Annotated in this window: 18 protein-coding genes; 9 read left to right on the top strand and 9 right to left on the bottom strand. The window is 72.4% G+C overall.

What is annotated here, in order from left to right; all coding sequences use genetic code 11:
• The first annotated feature begins 203 nt into the window (after window positions 1-203).
• Window positions 204-1,454, top strand: coding sequence for an MFS transporter (locus tag ACFVX4_RS16880; RefSeq protein ID WP_389977320.1), 1,251 nt, complete (start codon window positions 204-206; stop codon window positions 1,452-1,454).
• Here ACFVX4_RS16880 and ACFVX4_RS16875 read toward each other — a convergent pair.
• Complete coding sequence (locus ACFVX4_RS16875) at window positions 1,437-2,615, bottom strand: hypothetical protein (protein ID WP_389977317.1); 1,179 nt, start codon at window positions 2,613-2,615, stop codon at window positions 1,437-1,439. The two genes, ACFVX4_RS16880 and ACFVX4_RS16875, sit on opposite strands and share 18 nt — an antisense overlap.
• Window positions 2,612-3,571, bottom strand: coding sequence for a 5-dehydro-4-deoxyglucarate dehydratase (locus tag ACFVX4_RS16870; RefSeq protein ID WP_389977314.1), 960 nt, complete (start codon window positions 3,569-3,571; stop codon window positions 2,612-2,614). Before ACFVX4_RS16870 ends, ACFVX4_RS16875 begins: the two co-directional genes overlap by 4 nt.
• 342 nt (window positions 3,572-3,913) lie before the next feature.
• Between ACFVX4_RS16870 and ACFVX4_RS16865 the strand changes: the two genes are divergently transcribed.
• Window positions 3,914-4,723, top strand: coding sequence for an NAD-dependent epimerase/dehydratase family protein (locus tag ACFVX4_RS16865; RefSeq protein WP_389977311.1), 810 nt, complete (start codon window positions 3,914-3,916; stop codon window positions 4,721-4,723).
• A gap of 392 nt (window positions 4,724-5,115) precedes the next feature.
• On the top strand, window positions 5,116-6,333 hold the full coding sequence (locus ACFVX4_RS16860) for a TerD family protein (protein ID WP_389977308.1): 1,218 nt from the start codon (window positions 5,116-5,118) through the stop codon (window positions 6,331-6,333).
• 122 nt (window positions 6,334-6,455) lie between these two features.
• On the opposite strand, the gene ACFVX4_RS16855 is transcribed toward ACFVX4_RS16860, so the two are convergent.
• The 3 genes from ACFVX4_RS16855 to ACFVX4_RS16845 form a co-directional block, all read right to left on the bottom strand.
• Complete coding sequence (locus ACFVX4_RS16855; RefSeq protein ID WP_037711258.1) at window positions 6,456-6,686, bottom strand: hypothetical protein; 231 nt, start codon at window positions 6,684-6,686, stop codon at window positions 6,456-6,458.
• 270 nt (window positions 6,687-6,956) lie between these two features.
• The gene (locus ACFVX4_RS16850; RefSeq protein ID WP_389977305.1) at window positions 6,957-8,435 is read right to left on the bottom strand and encodes an alkaline phosphatase PhoX; all 1,479 of its coding nucleotides are present in this window, start codon (window positions 8,433-8,435) and stop codon (window positions 6,957-6,959) included.
• 191 nt (window positions 8,436-8,626) lie between these two features.
• Window positions 8,627-10,090, bottom strand: coding sequence for a hypothetical protein (locus ACFVX4_RS16845; protein WP_389977302.1), 1,464 nt, complete (start codon window positions 10,088-10,090; stop codon window positions 8,627-8,629).
• Between the two features lie 217 nt (window positions 10,091-10,307).
• Here ACFVX4_RS16845 and ACFVX4_RS16840 point away from each other — a divergent pair, with 217 nt between their 5' ends.
• On the top strand, window positions 10,308-12,167 hold the full coding sequence (locus ACFVX4_RS16840) for an endonuclease/exonuclease/phosphatase family protein (protein ID WP_389977299.1): 1,860 nt from the start codon (window positions 10,308-10,310) through the stop codon (window positions 12,165-12,167).
• Window positions 12,168-12,175: 8 nt separating this feature from the next.
• On the opposite strand, the gene ACFVX4_RS16835 is transcribed toward ACFVX4_RS16840, so the two are convergent.
• Window positions 12,176-12,889 carry an antibiotic biosynthesis monooxygenase gene (locus ACFVX4_RS16835; RefSeq protein ID WP_389977296.1) on the bottom strand — a complete coding sequence of 238 codons (714 nt, stop codon included), beginning with the start codon at window positions 12,887-12,889 and terminating at the stop codon, window positions 12,176-12,178.
• A 136-nt stretch (window positions 12,890-13,025) separates the two neighbouring features.
• Between ACFVX4_RS16835 and ACFVX4_RS16830 the strand changes: the two genes are divergently transcribed.
• From ACFVX4_RS16830 to ACFVX4_RS16820, 3 genes are read left to right on the top strand one after another with little or no spacing between them, the layout of a single operon-like run.
• Window positions 13,026-14,159 carry a lipid II:glycine glycyltransferase FemX gene (locus ACFVX4_RS16830; protein WP_389977293.1) on the top strand — a complete coding sequence of 378 codons (1,134 nt, stop codon included), beginning with the start codon at window positions 13,026-13,028 and terminating at the stop codon, window positions 14,157-14,159.
• Window positions 14,160-14,190: 31 nt separating this feature from the next.
• Window positions 14,191-14,436, top strand: coding sequence for a hypothetical protein (locus ACFVX4_RS16825; protein WP_389977291.1), 246 nt, complete (start codon window positions 14,191-14,193; stop codon window positions 14,434-14,436).
• Complete coding sequence (locus tag ACFVX4_RS16820) at window positions 14,355-14,636, top strand: GNAT family N-acetyltransferase (protein ID WP_389977288.1); 282 nt, start codon at window positions 14,355-14,357, stop codon at window positions 14,634-14,636. Before ACFVX4_RS16825 ends, ACFVX4_RS16820 begins: the two co-directional genes overlap by 82 nt.
• Before the next feature lie 21 nt (window positions 14,637-14,657).
• Here the strand turns inward: ACFVX4_RS16820 and ACFVX4_RS16815 are convergent, their stop codons facing one another.
• Window positions 14,658-15,293, bottom strand: coding sequence for a DUF4232 domain-containing protein (locus ACFVX4_RS16815; RefSeq protein ID WP_389977581.1), 636 nt, complete (start codon window positions 15,291-15,293; stop codon window positions 14,658-14,660).
• 217 nt (window positions 15,294-15,510) lie between these two features.
• Here ACFVX4_RS16815 and dapA point away from each other — a divergent pair, with 217 nt between their 5' ends.
• The gene (gene dapA / locus ACFVX4_RS16810; protein WP_389977285.1) at window positions 15,511-16,395 is read left to right on the top strand and encodes a 4-hydroxy-tetrahydrodipicolinate synthase; all 885 of its coding nucleotides are present in this window, start codon (window positions 15,511-15,513) and stop codon (window positions 16,393-16,395) included.
• On the opposite strand, the gene dapD is transcribed toward dapA, so the two are convergent.
• Window positions 16,392-17,381 (bottom strand): 2,3,4,5-tetrahydropyridine-2,6-dicarboxylate N-succinyltransferase, encoded by a 990-nt coding sequence (gene dapD / locus ACFVX4_RS16805; protein WP_389977282.1) that lies wholly within the window; start codon window positions 17,379-17,381, stop codon window positions 16,392-16,394. The genes dapA and dapD overlap by 4 nt on opposite strands.
• Window positions 17,382-17,503: 122 nt before the next feature.
• Complete coding sequence (locus tag ACFVX4_RS16800) at window positions 17,504-18,733, bottom strand: MFS transporter (RefSeq protein WP_389977279.1); 1,230 nt, start codon at window positions 18,731-18,733, stop codon at window positions 17,504-17,506.
• 107 nt (window positions 18,734-18,840) lie between these two features.
• Here ACFVX4_RS16800 and ACFVX4_RS16795 point away from each other — a divergent pair, with 107 nt between their 5' ends.
• Window positions 18,841-19,728, top strand: coding sequence for a winged helix-turn-helix transcriptional regulator (locus ACFVX4_RS16795; RefSeq protein ID WP_389977276.1), 888 nt, complete (start codon window positions 18,841-18,843; stop codon window positions 19,726-19,728).
• Window positions 19,729-19,734: the final 6 nt, after the last annotated feature.

The following is a 19,734-nucleotide window of genomic DNA, read 5'->3' as shown; positions in this document are numbered from 1 at the left end:
GCCGTACGCCGGATCCGGCGCGGGCGCGTGGCCCCGGGCACGCACCCGCGCCGGACGTGTTCGCGGACGTCCGGCATGTGCCCTACTCCCCGCGCGGGCCGGCTCCTCGCGCCGGGTGCGGAATAGGGCATCCTCCCGATGCCGCCGGGGCACCTCGGTCAGCAGCCTGGACCCATGACGAAGGCGCTGGTCGGGAGGGTTCGGTGGGTGCGGTGGGTGCGGTGACGGGGTCGGCGACGGTGCGGGTGCTGCGGGACCGTACGGCCGGGCTGTTTCTGGTGGTGGTCGTCGTCTCGGGTTTCGGGACCTCCGCGATGTGGCTCGCGGCCGGGGTCTGGGTCAAGTCCCTCACCGGGTCGGACAGCCTGGCGGCGCTCGCCGTGTTCGCCATGTGGCTGCCGGTGCTGGTCGGGCCGGCGCTCGGGACGATCGCCGACCGGATCCCGGCGAAGCCGCTCCTCGTCGGGTCGAATCTCGTCATGGCGGGGCTGCTCACCTTGCTGACGATGGTCGATTCGGCGGGCCGGATCTGGAGCCTCTTCGTCGTGCTCGTCCTGTACGGCGCGAGTTTCGTCCTGATGGGCGCGGCCGAGTCGTCGCTGATCGCCGGGGCCGTCGACGCCCGGCTGCTGGGTGATTTCAACGGGCTGCGGATGATGGCGAGCGAGGGCATGAAGCTGCTGGCGCCGCTGGCCGGTGCCGGGCTGTACGCGCGGTTCGGGGGCGGGGCCGTGGCACTGCTGGACGCGGCGTCGTTCGCGCTGGCGGCCGGGGTCTGCGTGCTGCTGCCGGCCCGGGAGCCTGCCGACGCCGCATCGGCCGGCCGGCGGGGCGAACTCACCGCAGGCATAAGGCAGGTGTGGGGTTCGCCGGTGCTGCGGCCGCTCGTGCTGGCGGGCTCGGTGGCGATGCTGTGCGCGGGGCTCAACGGGGCCGCGATCTACGCCGTCATCGACATCGTTCTGGGCCGCTCCCCCACGTACGCGGGTGTGCTGTACGCGGTGCAGGGCGCCGGGTCCGTCGTGGTCGGGCTGCTGGCCGGTCCGCTGCTGCGGCGGCTTCCGGAGCGGGTGTTCACGGCGGCCGGGATCGCGCTGTTCGCGGTGGCGGTGGGGGTGCGGGCACTGCCGTACGACGCGGTGGCGCTGGTGGCGAGCGCGGCCGTCGGGGCCGGGCTGCCGTGTGTGCTGATCGCCGCGATGACGGCGGTGCAGCGGGAGACTCCGGAGGCCGTGCTGGGCCGCACCGCCGCGACCGCCAACACGATGATGATGGTGCCGAACGCGGTGGCACTGGCACTCGGCGCGGGCCTGATCGCGCTGGTGGACATCCGGGTGCTGCTGCCGCTGGTCGGCGCGGCGGGACTGCTGACCGCGACCCTGCTGGTGACGGGCCGGTGGGGGTGGCTGACGGACGCCCCCACCGGCCCGCCTCCTTCATCGGCGGAGGCGTGAAAGCGCTCCGGCGACGGCCCGGAGGTCCGGATCGGATGCCAGCCCGGCGTGGTACAGCCGCAGTTGGTCCGCGCCGAGCGCCGCGGCGTGCGCGGCGTCCCGCTCCAGCGTGGCGGGGCTGCCGCCCATCCCCGTGACCACGGAGAAGTTGGCCGCGAGCACCCCGTCGTGCCCGGCGAACGGGCCGAGTACGGCCTCGCGCGCCGCGTCGCCGCCGGTGCAGGGCAGCACCACGCCGTCCGCCACGGACAGGATGTGCTCCGGGTCGACACCGACGTTCGCACCGGTGCGGTGGGACGCGGGGTCGGCGTGCAGCAGCACCTGGAACCCCGGCTCCGCCGCCGCCCGTACGGCGGCGACCGCGGACTCCTGGAGCGTACGGGCGGCCTTGCCGCGCCACTGGAGGGTGGCGGCGGCGAGGTCGGCGCCGAGGAGCTTCCCGATGCCCGCCCGGCCGGCCTCCGGGGAGCCGGAGCCGGCCCAGACCGGTTCCAGCGCCGCGCGTACGGCCGCGGCCAGCCCGTCGGCGTCCAGACCGTGTTCGGCATAGCCGGTCCGGCAGTCTGAGCAGAAACAGAGCGACATCAGATACTGCGCCGCGTCCCCGAGCCCGACACCCGCGATCTTGTCGTGGGCGTGCAGATGCGCGAAGCCGTACCAGCCGCAGGACTCCAGTTCGGTGCCGCGCGCACCGGCGCGCACCGCCGCCTCCGCCGCCAGTGCGACCAGGTACTCGCGGACCGCGGGCCGGGCGATGCACGGGGCCCAGGGGTACCGGTCGCCGTAGGCGTTGACCACGGAGGTGTCCGGATGTTCGGCGCCCAGCCGGGAGTTGTGGGCCAGGACCACCCAGGTATGGACCTCCAGACCGGCGCCGGTGAGGGCCTCGGCGGCCTCGGCGAACGGATCGTCCGAGGCCACCCAGGACTGCGCGTGGGGACGCAGTTCGCGCCCTGCCCACCGGGCGGGGTCCGGCGGGTAGAGCACCGCGGCGTGCTCGGCGGTGACGATGCGGCGGGCCGGGTGACGCGGGGTCAGCGCCCGGGTGGAGTGGTAGGCGGCGGCGAGCGACACCTGCTGGACACCCAGGTCCGCGACGCGGGCGGCCGCGTCCGGGTCGCCGATGACGTCCCAGGGGTAGAGGAAGGCCGAGGTCTTCACCCGCGCCGCTCCTGCCCGTACTTCTCCAGCAGGGCCCGGCCGCGCGCGATGATCGCGGCGAGCTCCTCGACGTGGGCGGTGGGCGGCTCGGTGAGCGGGGTGCGGACCTCGCCGACGTCCAGGCCGCCCAGCCGGACTCCCGCCTTGACGAGCGAGACGGCGTAGCCGCGGCCCTTGGCGCGCAGTTCGACGAGCGGGCGGTAGAAGTGGTCGAGCAGGGCGCCCGTCAGTTCGTCGTCGCCGGAGTCCATCGCCCGGTAGAAGGCGAGCGCGATGTCGGGCGCGAAGGCGAAGACGGCGGAGGAGTAGAGCGTGACGCCGATGCCGCGGTAGGCCGGGCCGGTGAGTTCGGCGGTGGGCAGCCCGTTGAAGTACAGGAAGTCCCGGCCCGGCAGTTCGGTGCGGACGGCGCTGACGATGCGCTGCATCAGGTCGAGGTCGCCGTAGCCGTCCTTGAGACCGATGACGCCGGGCGTCCCGGCCAGTGCGACGACGGTCTCGGGGGTGAAGACGGCGTTGTCGCGCTGGTAGACGATCGTCTCCAGGGAGGTGGCCGCGGCGAGCGCGGCGTAGTGGCTCAGCAGCCCTTCCTGGTCGGCGACGACGAGATACGGGGGCATGGCGAGGAGCCCGTCCGCGCCCGCTTCCTCGGCGAGCTTCGCGTACTGGATCGCGAGCGCCGTGCCGTATCCGGCCCCCGCGACGACGGGCACCTCTCCGGCGGTCTCCTCGACGGCCGCGGCGACGACACGGCGGAACTCCTCCGGCGTGAGCGCGTGGAACTCACCGGTGCCGCAGCAGGCGAAGACCGCCGCCGCGCCGGCGTCGACACCGGCCCGCACATGCGCGCGGAAGGCATCGAGGTCGACGGCGCCGTCCGGTCCGTACGCGGTGACGGGGAAGAAGAGCGGCCCGGCGACACGGCCGAGTCGGGCGGCAAGAGGGGCTGAGGTCACTGGCGCTCCCTGAGCGGGTTCAGGCGTGCACAATTCTGATCGGCGTCCATATTCATGAACGCCTTCACGCTAAGGCAGCCGTCCGGCGCAGGTCAAGGAGGGGAACGCACGAGACAGCCGACCCCGCAGGCGGAGTTGAGGCGGAGCCGCCGGCTCCGGGCGAGCGGCACCCACCCCTGGGTCGCACACTTGACTCCGTACGCCAGGACTTCTTAGCTTGTCCACGCATATGAATGTCGTCCATGGATTTGATGCCCTGCGGGCAGGTGTCGCAGGTACCGCAGGGGCCGTGCCGTGCGCCCAGGCCGCGCGTGGGCACCTACGTACCGAGGAGATCCGCGTATGCCCGCTCCCCGCACCGTCCTGCTCACCGGCGCCGCCGGCGGCCTCGGCACCCTGATGCGCGGACTCCTGCCCGCGTACGGCTACGAGCTCCGCCTCTTCGACGTCGTCCCCGTCGAGGGCGAGCCGGACGCGATCACCGCCGATCTCGGCGACCGGGAGGCGCTGCGCGAGGCCGTGCGGGGTGTCGACGCGATCATCCACCTCGCGGGCATCTCCCTGGAAGCCTCTTTCGACAAGATTCTCCGGGCGAACATCGAGGGCACGTACAACCTCTACGAGGCCGCGCGCGACGAGGGCGTGCGGCGCATCGTGTTCGCCTCCTCCAACCATGTCGTCGGCTACACCCCCCGGCCGCTGCCCGGCGACCCGCTGATCCCCATCGGCGCCCCGCGCCGCCCCGACACCTTCTACGGCCTGTCCAAGTCGTTCGGGGAGGACCTCGCCCAGCTGTACTGGGACCGGCACGGCATGGAGACCGTCTCGGTGCGCATCGGCTCCTGCTTCCCCGAGCCGACATCGGTACGGATGCTCTCGGTCTGGATGAGCCCCGCGGACGGCGCCCGGCTCTTCCACGCCGCGCTCACCGCCGAGGACGTGCGGCACACCGTCGTCCACGGCTCGTCCGACAACACCCGGCTGTGGTGGGACCTGACGACGGCCCGCTCGCTGGGATACGAGCCGCGGGACGACTCGGAGCCGTACGCGGCCCGGCTCATCGCCGAACAGGGCGAACTCGACCCGGACAACCCCGACCACACCCACCTCGGCGGCCACTTCTGCACCAACCCGCCGATCTGGCCGCGCTGACGACGGCCCGGGGCCGCGGAGATCCGCGGGTCCGGGAAAATCCTCGCGTCCGGGGAGATCTTCATGCCCGAGAAATCCGCACACCCGGAGAAGTCCGCGCGACAGAGCAGCCGTGCGGAGAAGTTCCTGGCCGAGGTGGAGTCGGGGGACGCACAGCTGGTGATGGCCCGCTGGACGGGCGTACAAGCACGGCAACGAGCGCGCCGCGCGCAACCACCCCCGCAACCGCTGACGGGGCGTACGGGCGGGCGCCCGCCCCGCACGACCGAAGATCCACGACGATCCACGGAGGTCGACCGAAGAGCCGCGAAGGCCCGCGAAGGTCGGCGAAGGTCGGCGAAGGTCGGCGAAGGTAAGGGAACGGCAAAGCGAAGTCGTTCGTTACCCCGAGCATGACCGCTATGACCCCCGGCTCGAACATCCCTCTCTCCGCGGCCCGCGTGGCAGTGGACGTCTCCGCACCGGTGCGGCTCGACGTTTCGGGCCTGCTGCTCACCGTCGACGGCAAGGTGCGCTCCGACGACGACTTCATCTTCTACAACCAGCCCAACGGCCCCGGCGTGACCTACCGCTCCGGCGGCGGCACCGCGCCGGACGCGATCGTGGTGGACACCGCCGCAGTCCCGCCCGGCATCGAGAAGATCGTCGTCACGGCGAGCCCGGACGCGGCGGGCCAGTCCTTCCAGGGCATCGAGCCCACCGCGACGGTGCGCAACGCCGACGACGGCAGCGTGCTCGCCACGTTCACCCCGCCCCGGCTGGGTGCCGAGACGGCGCTCGTGGTCATCGAGGTCTACCTCCGCAACGGCGCCTGGAAGGCCCGCGCGGTCGGCCAGGGCTATGCGAACGGACTGGCCGGTATCGCCACGGACTTCGGCGTCTCGGTCGAGGAGGAGCCCGCCGCCACGCCGGCCCCCGCGCCCGTGGCGCCCCCGGTGCCCGCCGCAGCCCCGGTGGACCCCCGGATCGCCGCGCCCCCGGTCCCCGCCGCCCCGCCGGCTCCGCCCGCCGCCCCGCCCGCGCCCGCCGGCGGCAAGATCAACCTCGACAAGGGCCGGGTCAGCCTCCAGAAGAACCAGACGGTCTCCCTGGTCAAGGGCGGCCGGCCGCTGCTCTCCCAGGTCAAGATGGGCCTCGGCTGGGAGCCCGCGTTCCGGGGCAAGGACATCGACCTCGACGCCTCCGTGATCGCCTACGGCCCCAACCGGAACCACCTGGACAGCTGCTACTTCGGCAAGCTCTCCATCCTGAACGGCGCGATCAAGCACTCCGGCGACAACCTCACGGGCGAGGGCGCGGGTGACGACGAGGTGATCGTCGTGGACCTGGGCCGGATCCCGGCGGAGGCGACCGGCCTGGTCTTCACGGTCAACTCGTTCACCGGGCAGAAGTTCACCGAGGTCGCCAAGGCCTACTGCCGACTGGTCGACGCGGCCACCGGCGAGGAGCTGGTCCGCTTCGACCTGACCGGCGCCGAGCCGCAGACCGGCGTGATGATGGCCAAACTGATCAAGCAGTTCTCCGGCGAGTGGGAGATGACGGCCCTGGGCGACTTCGTGAAGTCGCGCACCGTCCGCGGCATGGTGAAGCCCGCCGCCCAGGCGCTGTGAACAGGGCGTAGGCCTCCCGATACGGCTTCAGGGGCACCTGCGGGTGCAGGTGCCCCTGAAACCGGAGAGCGTGACGCGGACGCTGCGCGTGCTCGCCGCCTCTCTCCGAGCCCGGTCGGCTCTCAGAGCTTGGTCAGCTTGGAGTACGGGCTCAGGATCCTCCCCTGTCGCCCCGAGAAGTCGATGAGCACCGCGTCGTTGTCGCCTTCGACGGCAAGGACGCGGCCGAGACCGAACTGGTCGTGCGACACCCTGTCGCCCACGTCGAACAATTCGACCGGTGGGGCCGCCTGGGCCGGGCGGTTGAAGGGACTGGACGGCAGGTGGCGCCGGGAACCGGCTGACTGTTTCATTACCTTGAGTATGCGCCCTGGGAACGCCCGACGCCATGCCCGTTCGCCGCTGGGGGCGCACTGATGCCGGATTCGTGACCCGCCGGAGGCGGGCGGTTCCGCGCCCCGGCCCGCCTCCGGCAGCGACATCATGCGCGACGCCGCGTCCGAAAGACCCCCGAAGGTGTGGCGCATCCCGCCCCCCCGCCGGGGCGTGTCCGGCCCCCGCCGGCCCTTGGCGCGGGCCCCCGGCGCGGGCTCCCGCCCCGGGGGCACCCGTACGAGCTACCGCTACTTCTGCGGCTGGCGCTTCCACGGGCCGGTGATGGCGAGCATGATGCCCGGCGTCTGAATGTTGGCGTACAGCGTCCGGCCGTCGGGCGAGAACGTGACACCGGTGAACTCGCTGTACTCCGGCTCCGCCTCGCTGCCGGTGTTCAGCTCGTTGCGCGCGATGGGATAGGTCCGGCCGCTCTCGGTCGCCCCGAAGAGGTGCTGGATGCCGTCGCCGTCCTCGGCGATGACCAGGCCGCCGTACGGCGAGACGGTGATGTTGTCCGGGCCGTCGAAGGCGCCGTCCTTCGACGGGTCGGCGTTCACGCCGAGGAGCACCTTGAGCGTCAGCGTGCGGCGCTTCGGGTCGTAGAACCAGACCTGGCCGTCGTGCTGGACGGGGCTCTCGGAACGGGCGAACGAGGAGACGATGTAGGTGCCGCCGTCGCCCCACCACATGCCTTCGAGCTTGCGGGCGCGGGTGACCTCGCCGTCGGCGAACTGCTTGCGCACCGAGACGGTCCTGGCGTCACGGTCGGGCACATCGACCCAGTCCACGCCGTACACCGTGCCGATCTTCGTGGCGCGGGACAGGTCGTCGACGAACTTGCCACTGCTGTCGAAGCACTTGGTGGCCTGGAGGACACCGGCGTCGTCGGCGAGCGTGCGCAGCTTGCCGCGGCCGTGCCGGAAGCCGTGCGGCGGCACCCAACGGTAGAGCAGTCCGTTGGGACCGGAGGCGTCCTCGGTCAGGTACGCGTGGCCGCGCTTGGGGTCGATGACGACGGCCTCGTGGGCGTACCGGCCGAACGCCTTGATCGGGTGCGGGTCGCGGTTGGCGTGCCGGTCGTACGGGTCGACCTCGAAGACGTAGCCGTGGTCCTTGAGCAGGCCGTTCTTGCCGGCCTTGTCCTCGGTCTCCTCGCAGGTGAGCCAGGTGCCCCACGGGGAGGCGCCACCGGCGCAGTTGGTGGACGTACCGGCGATGCCGACCCACTCGGCGGTGCGGCCGTCGCGGCGGGTCTCCACGACGGTGCAGCCGCCGGCCGCGACCGGGTCGTAGACGAGGCCCTCGGCGAGCGGCACCGGGTGCTCCCAGTCGGCGCGGGTGCCGCTGAGCTCGTGGTTGTTGACGAGCAGGGTGACGCCGCGCGGGCCCTCGAAAGTGGCCGTGCCGTCGTGGTTGGAGGGGGTGTACTCGCCGGACTCCAGCTTGGTGACACCGCTGTGGGTGATGACCTTGTACGAGAAGCCGGCGGGGAGCGCGAGCATGCCTTCGGGGTCGGCGATCAGCGGCCCGTAGCCGGGCTCGCGGCCGTGTCCGTGACCGTGGTCGTGCCCGTGCCCCTCGTGGCCGTCGTGACCGTGACCGTGCTTCGGGTCCCCGGCGGCCAGGGCACCCGGTGCCGTGGCGAGCGCCGCGACGGTACCGGTCAGCGCGATGCCGGCACCGGTGAGGGCGGACTGTCTGGTGAATTCCCTGCGCGTGAAGGGCATCACGTACTCCTGGGGCTACTGGGCGGGTTGTTGGCGCGCCCACAGTCGCGCCCCCGTGCCAACACCAGTTGAACTGCGAGCGACACCGAGGGGCATCCTTCCTGTGCACTTGGCCGGAATGAATGCCTCGAAGTCGCTGTTCGCCGTCGACCGACCCGTTCGCGCCGCCCGCGTCATGCCTGGCCGGGCAGTCAGGACCCCTTGCGCGACCGGGCCTTGAACGCCGCCTTGCGGGCCTCCTTGGCCTTCTTCTTGTCGCTGTGCAGTCGGCCCATCGCTTCGAGGACGTCCGCGGTCGCCGGGTGCTCCACCCGCCAGGCCTCGTCGAAGAAGCCGCTGTGCTGGCCCGCCAGGCCCTCGACCAGGCCCTGGAGTTCGTCCAGATCGCCGTCGGCCTCCAGCTGGGCCGCGATCGTGTCGACGGCGAGCCAGAAGATCATCGACTCCGGCGGGGCGGGTACCCCGGCCGCGCCCAGCTCCGCGAGCCAGACCCGGGCGAGGCCGCCCAGCTCGGGGTCGTCCAGCACCGCGCGCACCGCCGGCTCCGCCTCCGCGCCGACCAGGGCGAGCGCCTGCTGGCAGTGCAGCCTGCGCAGCGGCGCCTGCTGGTCCGTTCCACGTGCCGCCGAGAGGAGTTCGGCCGCCGCACCGTCCGCACCGCCGCGCCGGGCGAGCCACAGCTCGACCTCGCTGCCGGCCGCCGCCTCGGGGTAGTACGCGATGCCGCCGAGCAGTGCGTCGGCACCCTTGTCCGCCAGGTCGCCGATGGCCGGGGCGTCCACCCCGGCCTCCAGCATCCGGGTCCGCAGGCCGTACAGGCCGAGGGGGGTGAGCTTCACCATTCCGTACCGGGTGATGTCCTCGTCGTCGGCCGGCGGGGTGGCCTCCTCGCCCTCCTCGACCAGCAACGCCTCGTCCACCGGGCGGTATTCGACGATCCCGATGGGTTCGAGGACCCGGAACTGGTCGTCGAGGCGCATCATCGCCTCGGACACCTGCTCCAGGGCGTCGTCGGTGGGTTCGCCCATGTCGTCGGGCACGATCACCGAGGCGGCGAGGGCGGGCAGCGGTACGGGAGCGGGGTCCGTGCCACCGTGGCCGTCGCCGACGGTGAGCAGATACAGATTGCCGAGGACCCCGTCGAGGAATTCCGCCTCGACCTCCGGGTCCCAGTCCAGGGACTCGAAGTCGATCGAGCCGTCCTCGCCGACGAGTTCGGCGAGGTCGTCGAAGACGGGCGCGGTGGCGTCGGCGTGGACGGCCTCCAGGCCGTCGAGCCAGATCGACAGGACGTCCTTCGGTGAACCTCCGGTGACGAGCGCCAGGTTCTCACCGGCGGTCGCGGTCCCCTCCGCGTCCGGCCCGGCGTCCTCGTCGGGGTCCTCGACGTCGATGAGCCCCGCGTCGACCGCGAGCCGCCACGCCTCGCTCGCCTCCGCCGCACCGTCCTCGTCGGCCGCCAGGCCGAGGTGTTCGGCCGCCGCGGGCAGTTGGGCGTCGACGAGCTCGCCGCCGGCGCCGACCCGGGTCCCGTCGCCCGCCCAGCGGGCGAGCCGGACGGCGCGGGCAAGCAGCGGCGCGGCGAGCGCGTCCCGTGCCAGCTCGGCCTCGGTGTGCAGCCGTACGGGCGGCAGGGTGGGGCGCTCTGCGGACATCAGGTGATTCTCCTCGGGGCGTGCCGGGCGTACGGATCGGGCGTACTGGGCGTACGGATCGGGCGGCCCAAGCGTAGACGTATTTCGCCCCATGCCGCCCGGTTCACGCAACGGACAACAGCAGTCCACCCGGGAGACCTTGACAACGGCCTTGCGCACACAAGAGATTGACGCGCGTAGACCTCCACTCAGACCCTCGATACCCCCGGAGCCCGTGATGCCTTCCGCATCGTCCAGAACGACCGCCGTCTCCGCCGTAGTCACCGCCGCGCTCGCCGCCGGTCTGCTCACCGGCGCCGCCACCACCTCCGCGTCCGCCTCCACCACCCCCGACCGGGCCGTGGACGGCCAGGTCCGGATCCACGACATCCAGGGCTCCACCCGGATATCCCCGCTCGTCGGCCAGCAGGTCGGCGAGGTGCCGGGCATCGTCACCGGAGTGCGGACGTACGGCTCGAAGGGCTTCTGGTTCCAGGACCCGAACCCCGACGCCGACCCCGCCACCAGCGAGGGCGTCTTCGTCTACACCGGCTCCGCGCCCACCGTCGCGGTCGGTGACGCGGTCACCGTCTCCGGCACGGTCACCGAGTACGTCCCGGGCGGCCTCGGCTCCGGCAACCAGTCGCTCACCCAGATCAGCAAGCCCACCGTCGCCGTGGTCTCCTCCGGCAATGCCCTGCCCGAGCCGGTGCGGGTCTCGGAGCGCTCGGTCCCCTCCCGGTACGCCCCGGAGGGTGATCCCGCCGCGGGCGGCTCCGTCAACGCGCTGACCCTGCGGCCGTCCCGCTACGCCCTCGACTACTACGAGTCGATCGAAGGCATGAACATCCGCGTCGGCACCTCGCGGGTGGTCGGCGCCACCGACGCGCACGCCGAGCTGTGGGTGACGGTGAAGCCGCGCGAGAACGACGCCCGCCGCGGCGGCACCGTCTACGGCTCGTACGACTCGCAGAACACCGGACGGCTGCAGATCCAGTCCCTGGTGCCGCTCGCCGAGCAGCCCTTCCCCAAGGCCGACGTGGGCGACGTGCTGTCCGGTACGACCGAGGGCCCGCTCGACTTCAACCAGTACGGCGGCTACACGCTGACCGCCCGCACCATGGGCACGGTCACCGCCGAGGGCCTGCGGCGGGAGGTCACCCGCAAGCAGCGCGGTGGCGAGCTGGCCGTGGCGACGTACAACGTCGAGAACCTCGACCCGACCGACCCGCAGGAGAAGTTCGACGCGCTCGCCGCCGCGGTCGTCGACAACCTCGCCTCGCCCGACATCGTGGCGCTGGAGGAGATCCAGGACAACAACGGCGCGAAGAGCGACGGCACGGTCGCCGCCGACCTGACGGTGAAGAAGTTCACCGACGCGATCGTGGCGGCGGGCGGCCCGGCGTACGAGTGGCGCTCCATCGACCCGCAGGACAAGAAGGACGGCGGCGAGCCCGGCGGCAACATCCGCCAGGTGTTCCTCTTCAACCCGGAGCGGGTCTCGTTCACCGACCGGGCCGGCGGCGACGCGACGACGGCGACCGATGTCGTACGGGAGCGGGGCCGCGCCGCCCTGACCTTCTCCCCCGGCCGGATCGACCCGGCGAACGCGGCGTGGGAGAACAGCCGCAAGCCGCTCGTCGGCGAGTTCGGCTTCCGCGGCCGTCCGGTCTTCGTCGTCGCCAACCACTTCGCGTCCAAGGGCGGCGACGAGTCCATCTTCTCGGAGCACCAGCCGCCGTCCCGTTCCTCGGAGGTCCAGCGGCACGCGCAGGGCCAGGCGGTCAACACCTTCGTCAAGAAGCTGCTGAGCGTCCAGAAGAACGCGGACGTCCTGGTCGTCGGCGACATCAACGACTTCGAGTTCTCCGGCACGGCCAAGGCGCTGACGGCCGGGGGCGTGCTGTACCCGGCGATCAAGTCCCTGCCGCGCTCGGAGCGTTACAGCTACGTCTACCAGGGCAACAGCCAGGTCCTCGACCAGATCCTGACCAGCCCGTCGATCCACGACTACCACTACGACAGCGTGCACATCAACGCCGAGTTCGCCGACCAGAACAGCGACCACGACCCGCAGGTGCTCCGCTTCCGCCCGTAGCGGCGGCCCTACGCGCCCGTCCCCGGCCGGATGCTGAGGGCGGGCGTGTACCGGTGCACCCCGCCGCCGGTCACCCCCGGGTACGACCGCACCCGTTCCCACTGCGGCGTGACCGACCCGATCCCGGCACCGGGCGCGGCCAGAGCGTCGATGTGGGCCTCGGCGCTCTCCCATTCGGCGTAGTTGAGCACGCGCGTCCCGTCGGTGCTCACATGGAAGTGCCCGGAGATGCCGCCGGGGGCGTGCGCCGGGTCGGTCCCCAGCGCCTCGAACACGGTGTCCACCCAGTCCCGTTGCCGCGCCTTGTCCGCCCCATCGAACTCGACGTCGACGATCACGACGCAGCCCGGCTCCCGCCCGTCGTCCTCGCCCAGCGACACGGAACGGTAGAGCTCCAGGGTGTGCAGTCCGAGCCGCCGGATGCCCGGCACCGCGGCGTCGATGTCCGCGTTGCGCTCGTCCCTGCCGTGCCCGAAGAAGTCCTGGTACGCCTGCTCACCACTCCACTGGCTGTAGTGGAACAGGGTCTTCCCGTCCTCACCGGCATGGACGGTGTACGAAAGAAGTCCCGGATGCGGCCAGTCCCGGCTGGCCCACGCCTCACGAATGGCCTCGATCGTCCGCCGCATGCGCTCCGGGGTGCCGAGATCCCAGGTGCTCGCCTTGACGAGTCCGACGTCGTTTCGGGCAAGATCGGGACGGGATTGGAATCGCACGCTCATGACGGGTCCTCCTGACCGGGGCGCCCGGGTGGTGCGCCGCTGTCGGCCACCCTGGTACGTCAAGCGCGCTTGAGGTCAACAGCACGCCCTGTCGACACCGTCAGGCCCACCGGCAGCACAACGAACGGAGTACCGCATGGCACCGCACCTCAGAACGATCAGCCGCGAGGAGCATCTGGCGTTCGTCGCGAGCCGTCCGGCCGCGAGCCATATGCAGGTTCCGTCATGGGGCGATGTGAAGCCCGACTGGCGCGCGGAGAGCATCGGCTGGTTCGACCGGGACGGTGCGGGCGGGGAACGGATCGTCGGGGCCGGGCTCGTCCTGTACCGGCCGATCCCCCGGGTGAAGCGCTATCTGGCCTATCTGCCGGAGGGCCCGGTCATCGACTGGCACGGCACGGAGCTGGGGCAGTGGCTGGAGCCGATGCTGGCGCATCTGAAGGCACAGGGCGCGTTCTCGGTGCGCATGGGCCCGCCGGTGGTCGCCCGGCGCTGGGACGCCCGGACCGTCAAGGACGCCATCGCCGACCCGGCCTCGGGGCGCCTGCGCGACGTGCCGCCGGACGCGGAGGAGCCGCGGGCCGCCGAGGTCGTGGAGCGGCTGCGCGGGCTGGGCTGGCGGCGGGGCGAGGAGGAGAGCGAGGACGGTTTCAGCGCGGGACAGCCCCGGTACGTCTTCCAGGTGCCGTTCGCCGGGCTGTCGCTGGAGGAGATCCGGGGCAATCTGAACCAGCAGTGGCGCCGCAACATCAAGAAGGCGGAGAAGGCGGGCGTCAAGGTCGTCGAGGGCGACTACGAGGACCTCCCGGCCTTCTACGAGCTGTACCGCGAGACGGCCGAACGCGACCGCTTCATCCCTCGTCCGCTCGCCTACTTCCAGCGCATGTGGACCGTGCTGCGGGCCGAGGCCCCCGACCGGATGCGGCTCTACCTCGCCCAGCACGACGGCGAGACGCTCTCCGCGGCGACGATGCTGACCGTGGGGAACCACGTCTGGTACTCCTACGGCGCCTCGACCGGCCGCAGGCGCGAGGTCCAGCCCAGCAACGCCATCCAGTGGCGCATGATGAGCGACGCGCACGAACGGGGCGCGGCCGTCTACGACTTGCGCGGCATCACCGACACCCTGGACGAGAGCAACCATCTGGTGGGCCTGCTGCGCTTCAAGGTCGGCACGGGCGGCCGGGCCGCGGAGTACATCGGCGAGTGGGACTACCCGATCAACAAGGTGCTCCACAAGGCCTTCACCCTCTACATGGCTCGCCGCTGAGCGGCGCGGCGCCCGTGGCAGACTCGGGAACATGATCCTTCGCACCGCCACCCGGGCCGACCTGCCGGCCGTCCTCGCCCTGCTCGCCGACGAGGAGCGGGTCGTCGATCCGGCCTCGGTCGCGGTCGACGACGCGTACGAGAGGGCCTTCGCCGCCATCGAGAGGGCGACCCGCGCAACGAGATGCTGGTGCTGGTGGACGGTGACACCGTGCTGGGCTGCGCCCAGGCGACGTACATACCGGGGCTCGGCAGGAACGGCGAGGAGCGGGTGCTGATCGAGGCGGTACGGGTCAGGGCCGACCGGCGGGGCGGCGGGCTGGGGCGGGAGCTGATGAGGCAGACCGTCGACCGGGCCCGGCTGCGGGGGTGCGGGCTGATGCAGCTGACCAGCGGCAAGCCGCGCGCGGACGCGCACCGGTTCTACGAGTCGCTGGGCTTCGCCCGCAGCCACGAGGGCTTCAAGCTCGCCCTCTGAACCCGCGCCGCCGTGGTGCTGCTACGCGGGGTCGGTCCGCCACGCGGTCATGTTGAGTTCGTCGAGCAGCCGTACGTCGCTGCCCTTGAGCGGGAAGGTGCCAGCCTCCAGGCCGGGGGCCGGTGCGATCTCCAGGGCGTCGCCCTCGATGAGGTCGCCGCCGGTCGGGGTGGAGACCCAGGCCAGCAGTGATCGCATCGTCTTCCCCGGCTTCAGCATGACCTCCTGCGGCCCGCGGTCGCTGCCCATGTAGGAGGAGCCCGGGTTCACCGGGACGGGCAGCGGATCGCCGGCCTCGTCCAGGGCCCGGACGGACGGGTAGCCGTGGACCCGGTACGGCTTGCTGCCGCAGTTGGTGAGGGTGAGCCCGACGGCCCGGTGGCCGAGCGCCGCCTCCACCTCGCCCATGTCGACGACGACGCCGGAGGACGGGCAGCCCGCCCGGACGGTGGCTGTGGGGCCGGGTCCCTGCGCGCCCGGCGGCCGGTCGGAATGCGCGGCGGAGACGCTGGGGAACGGTGTCGGCAGCTTGTCGGCGTGCACCCCGCCGGGCAGCCGCGACACGCTCGGTGTCGGTTCCGGTTCGCCCTCGCCCGCCGGTACGAGGAACCCGGCGCATCCGGAGAGCGAGAGCCCCAGCACCCCGGCCAGGAGCACCGCCGTCACCGGCCTTCGTCTCCCGTGCCCCGTTCCGGTCCCCGCCCCTGCCAGTCCTCGCACGCTCACGCACCCACCCCGGTCTCGGCCTGCCGCATAGGCGTTCGATCATGCCAGAGCGCGCGGCCCGGCCCCGGCGACTGTTGAGTGCTGCTTCCCCCTCACCCCAAGCAGATCTAAGTGGACCTTCACGGTCCGGTCGACCGAGACTTCGGGTATGACCGCACCCACAGCCCCCTTCGGCCGCGCGCTCTGCGCCATGATCACGCCGTTCACCGCCTCCGGCGAGCTGGACCCGGACGCTGCCGGGAAGCACGCCGCCGCCCTGGTCGCCGATGGTTGCGACGGCCTGGTGCTGAGCGGTACCACCGGCGAGTCGCCGACCACCACCGACGCCGAGAAGACCGCGCTGCTGCGGGCGGTCCGGGCGGCGGTCGGCGACGACGTGCCGATCGTCGCCGGGGTCGGCAGCGCGGACACCCGGCACACCGTGGACCTCGCCCGGCAGGCCGAACGGGCGGGCGCGGACGGCCTGTTGGTGGTGGCGCCGTACTACAGCCGGCCGCCGCAGGCCGCCGTCGAGGCGCACTTCAGGCGCGTCGCCGACGCGACCGGCCTTCCGCTGATGCTGTACGACATCCCCGGCCGCACCGGCACCCGCATCGAGCCGGAGACCCTGCTGCGGCTCGCGGAGCACCCCCGCGTCGCGGCCGTGAAGGACTGCGCGTACGACCTGCTCGGCTCCACGAAGGTGATCGGCGCGACCTCGCTGGCGTACTACTCGGGCTGCGAGGAGCTGAATCTGCCGTTGTACGCGGTGGGCGCGGCGGGCTATGTCAGCACGGTCGCCAATGTGGCGCCCCGTCTGCTGAGGGCGGTCCTGGACGCGTTCGACGCCGGGGACACCGCCGGGGCCGCCCGGCTCAACCTGCTGAACGCCCCTCTCGCGGAGGCGATGATGGCGTCCGGGCTGCCCGGCACGGTCACGGCCAAGGCACTGCTCGGCGCCGGACCGGTCCGCGAACCGCTGCAGCCCGCCGGGCGCGAGGCGACCGACGGGCTGCGGAGGGTCTACGAGGAACTGCTGGCCGCCATGGATTAGTTGTGGCTGTGCAGGACGTCGTTGAGGCCGTCCCAGACCGCGTTGTTCGGGCGGGCCTCGACGGCGCCGGAGACCGAGTTGCGGCGGAAGAGGATGTTCGAGGCGCCGGAGAGCTCGCGGGCCTTGACGATCTGGCCGTCCGGCAGCGTGATGCGGGTACCGGCCGTGATGTAGAGCCCGGCCTCGACGACGCACTCGTCGCCGAGCGCGATCCCGACGCCGGCCTCGGCGCCGATCAGGCAGCGCTCGCCGATGACGATGCGCTCCTTGCCGCCGCCGGAGAGGGTGCCCATGGTGGAGGCGCCGCCGCCGATGTCGGAGCCGTTGCCGACGACGACACCCGCGGAGATGCGGCCCTCGACCATGGACGTGCCGAGGGTGCCCGCGTTGAAGTTGACGAAGCCCTCGTGCATGACGGTCGTGCCGGCGGCGAGGTGCGCGCCGAGGCGGACCCGGTCGGCGTCGGCGATCCGGACGCCCTTCGGCGCGACGTAGTCCGTCATCCGGGGGAACTTGTCGACCGAGGTGACCTGGAGGTGCAGGCCCTCGGCGCGGGCGTTCAGCCGCACCTTCTCCACGTCGTCCACGGCGACCGGGCCGAGCGAGGTCCAGGCGACGTTGGCGAGGAGGCCGAAGAGTCCGTCCAGGTTCTGGCCGTGCGGCTGGACGAGGCGGTGCGAGAGGAGGTGCAGGCGCAGGTACGCGTCGTGGGCGTCGAGCGGCTTGTCGTCGAGCGAGGCGATGACCGTACGTACGGCGACGATCTCGACACCGCGGCGGGCGTCCACGCCGATGGCCTTGGCGGCCCCCTCGCCGAGGAGGTTGACGGCCTGGTCGGGGGTGAGCCGTTCGGTTCCGGCCGGGCCGGGCTCGGCGGTGAGCTCGGGGGCGGGGAACCAGGTGTCGAGAACGGAACCGTCGCCGGCGATGGTGGCGAGGCCGGCGGCGACGGCGCCGGTGGTGCGAGCAGGAGTCGTGTCGGTCATGACACGAAACCTAACCGGCGAGGCACCGCGGGAGCCAACCGGTCTCGCCGGATGGTCGCGGCGCGGGCCCAGGAGCCCGCCCGGTGGTCGCGACGTGGCACCCGGAGCCCCCGGCCACCCGGTCAGCCGGGCTGCGCCTGCCGCTCGGGGGTACGCACGGGAGCCTGCTCGCGCACCGGCCCCCGCAGCCGCCGCGCCGCCAGCACCGCCACCCCCGCGCCGCAGGCCAGTACCGCGCACGCGGGCCAGAGCAGTCCGGGCGCGTGGACGTAGAGCGCACCGCCGAGCGGCGGCGCCAGCACCTGGCCGCTGATGGAGGCGCCCGCGTACAGGCTCTGGAAGCGGCCCTGCGCATGGGCGGGAGCCTGATCGGCGACGTACGCCGTCGCAGTGGTCTTGTAGAGGATCTCGCCCACGGTCAGCGAGGCCATCATGGTGATGGCGAACAGCGCCCCGGCGCCCGGGATCAGCACCGCGTAGCCAAGCCCCACCAGCAGCAGCCCGGTGCCCACGATGCCCAGCGGCGCCCGTCGGCGCAGCGCGTGCGCCGCTGGGAGTTCCAGCAGCAGGATGACGCCGCCGTTGACCGACAGCAGCCAGCCGTAGAACTGGGCGCCGTGGCCGTGCTCGGTGAGGAAGACGGGCAGGGTCGAGTACTGCTGCCGGTAGACGAGGTCGACGCAGAGGATCGCGGCGAGCAGGACCAGCACGGCGGGCCTGGCCCGCAGCTCCCGCCAGAGGCCGGGCGCGCCGGGGTCGTGGGCCGGCCGGCTGTGCGCGGTGCCGTGCGCCGGGAGCACCGCCGCCGCGTACCCGGCGAAGAGCAGGGTCCCGAGGCCGTCGGCGACGAACAGCCAGTCGTACGAGAAGCGGGCGGCGATCAGCGCGCCCAGCGGCGGTCCCACGGCGAACGCGGCATTGCCCGCGGCCCGCACGAGGGCGAAGCTCTGGCGCCGTCCGCCCTCGGGGACGGAGACCGCGACGAGTGCGGAGTTGGCCGCGCGCACGACGCCCGCCGCGTACTGCGCGAGCGGCAGCACCCCGTACATCGCCGCGACCGGAAGGACCGGCAGGGCCGCGAGCGCCGCCCCGCTGACCAGCGCGCCGGTCAGGAGCATCCGGCGGTGGCCGTAGCGGTCGCCGAACCAGCCGCCGGTGAAGTTCCCCGCGACGAGGCCGATGCCGCCGATGCCCGCGACGACTCCGGCCTGAAGGACGCTCAGCCCGCGCGGGCCGGTCAGATAGACGAAGAGATAGACGAAGGTGAAGCTGACGACTCCGTTGAGAAAGGAGCCGAAGGCCAACAGCCGCACCGTGCGCGGTACGTCCCGCACGATCCCGAAGAAACTCATCCCCAGCACCCTCCCCAGTAAGTTTCCTTTGGGAACGGACTATGACATCATGCTTTCCTGCTGGTCAATCCGGTACGAGGCGGATTCGGAGACCGACGGAGGAGCCCATGCCCCAGCGCACCAGCCTGGCCGACGCCGACTGCGCGATCGCCCAGGCGCTCGATGTCGTGGGCGACTGGTGGACCCTGCTGATCGTGCGGGACACGGCGCGCGGGGTGCATCGCTTCGACGCGCTCCAGGAAGAGCTGGGCGTGTCCCGCAAGGTGCTGACCGAGCGGCTGCGGCTGCTGGTCGACGCGGGGGTGCTCTCCCGGGAGCCGTACCAGGACCGGCCGCCCCGGTACGAGTACCGGCTCACCCGGCGGGGCCGCGCACTGCTGCCCGTACTGATCGCGCTCCAGGACTGGGGCGACACCTGGGTGCTGGGGGAAGGGGAAACGATGGCGACGGCCGCGGAGAGTTCGAAGGAGGCGGCCCGGGTGCACGCCCTGGTGGGTACCCGCCTGCCCGCACTGCGACTGCTGGACCACGACGGCGCGCCGCGCGACCCGGTCGCCGACACCCCGTACACCGTCCTGTACTTCTTCCCCGGCGCCTATGCCCGCCGGGACGCCTATCCGCCGGGCTGGGCCGAGATCCCGGGGGCGAGCGGCTGCACGCTCGAATCCTGCACGTACCGCGACCAGTTGGCCGAGTTCACGGCGGCCGGCGCGACCGTGCACGGGGTCTCCACCCAACGCCCGGACGAGCAGCGGGCCTTCGCGGACGCGGAGCGGCTGCGGTTCCCGCTGCTGTCCGACGCGGAGCTGGAACTGACGGCGGCGCTGCGCCTGCCGACCTTCCGCGCGGGGGGAACCAGCCGGATGAAGCGGCTGACGCTGGTGGTGGACCGCGACCGGACGGTTCGCGAGGCGCTGTATCCGATCACGGACATCGAGGCGAGCGTCCGGGCGGCCCTGACGGCGGTACGGAGCGGGGACCCGTCCGGCGTTTGAGGGACG

The organism is Streptomyces sp. NPDC058240 (assembly GCF_042882135.1).
Lineage (GTDB): Bacteria > Actinomycetota > Actinomycetes > Streptomycetales > Streptomycetaceae > Streptomyces.
Note: the sequence above shows the minus strand (reverse complement) of the source record. Positions and strands in the feature narration are given on the sequence as shown.

Bases quoted from the DNA above. Each gene is read 5' to 3' on its own strand.
- ACFVX4_RS16865 (WP_389977311.1), top strand. From the start codon at position 3,914: ATGCCCGCTCCCCGCACCGTCCTGCTCACCGGCGCCGCCGGCGGCCTC.
- ACFVX4_RS16860 (WP_389977308.1), top strand. From the start codon at position 5,116: ATGACCGCTATGACCCCCGGCTCGAACATCCCTCTCTCCGCGGCCCGC.
- ACFVX4_RS16855 (WP_037711258.1), bottom strand. From the start codon at position 6,686: ATGAAACAGTCAGCCGGTTCCCGGCGCCACCTGCCGTCCAGTCCCTTC.
- ACFVX4_RS16850 (WP_389977305.1), bottom strand. From the start codon at position 8,435: ATGCCCTTCACGCGCAGGGAATTCACCAGACAGTCCGCCCTCACCGGT.
- ACFVX4_RS16845 (WP_389977302.1), bottom strand. From the start codon at position 10,090: ATGTCCGCAGAGCGCCCCACCCTGCCGCCCGTACGGCTGCACACCGAG.
- ACFVX4_RS16840 (WP_389977299.1), top strand. From the start codon at position 10,308: ATGCCTTCCGCATCGTCCAGAACGACCGCCGTCTCCGCCGTAGTCACC.
- ACFVX4_RS16835 (WP_389977296.1), bottom strand. From the start codon at position 12,889: ATGAGCGTGCGATTCCAATCCCGTCCCGATCTTGCCCGAAACGACGTC.
- ACFVX4_RS16830 (WP_389977293.1), top strand. From the start codon at position 13,026: ATGGCACCGCACCTCAGAACGATCAGCCGCGAGGAGCATCTGGCGTTC.
- ACFVX4_RS16825 (WP_389977291.1), top strand. From the start codon at position 14,191: ATGATCCTTCGCACCGCCACCCGGGCCGACCTGCCGGCCGTCCTCGCC.
- dapA (WP_389977285.1), top strand. From the start codon at position 15,511: ATGACCGCACCCACAGCCCCCTTCGGCCGCGCGCTCTGCGCCATGATC.
- dapD (WP_389977282.1), bottom strand. From the start codon at position 17,381: ATGACCGACACGACTCCTGCTCGCACCACCGGCGCCGTCGCCGCCGGC.
- ACFVX4_RS16800 (WP_389977279.1), bottom strand. From the start codon at position 18,733: ATGAGTTTCTTCGGGATCGTGCGGGACGTACCGCGCACGGTGCGGCTG.
- ACFVX4_RS16795 (WP_389977276.1), top strand. From the start codon at position 18,841: ATGCCCCAGCGCACCAGCCTGGCCGACGCCGACTGCGCGATCGCCCAG.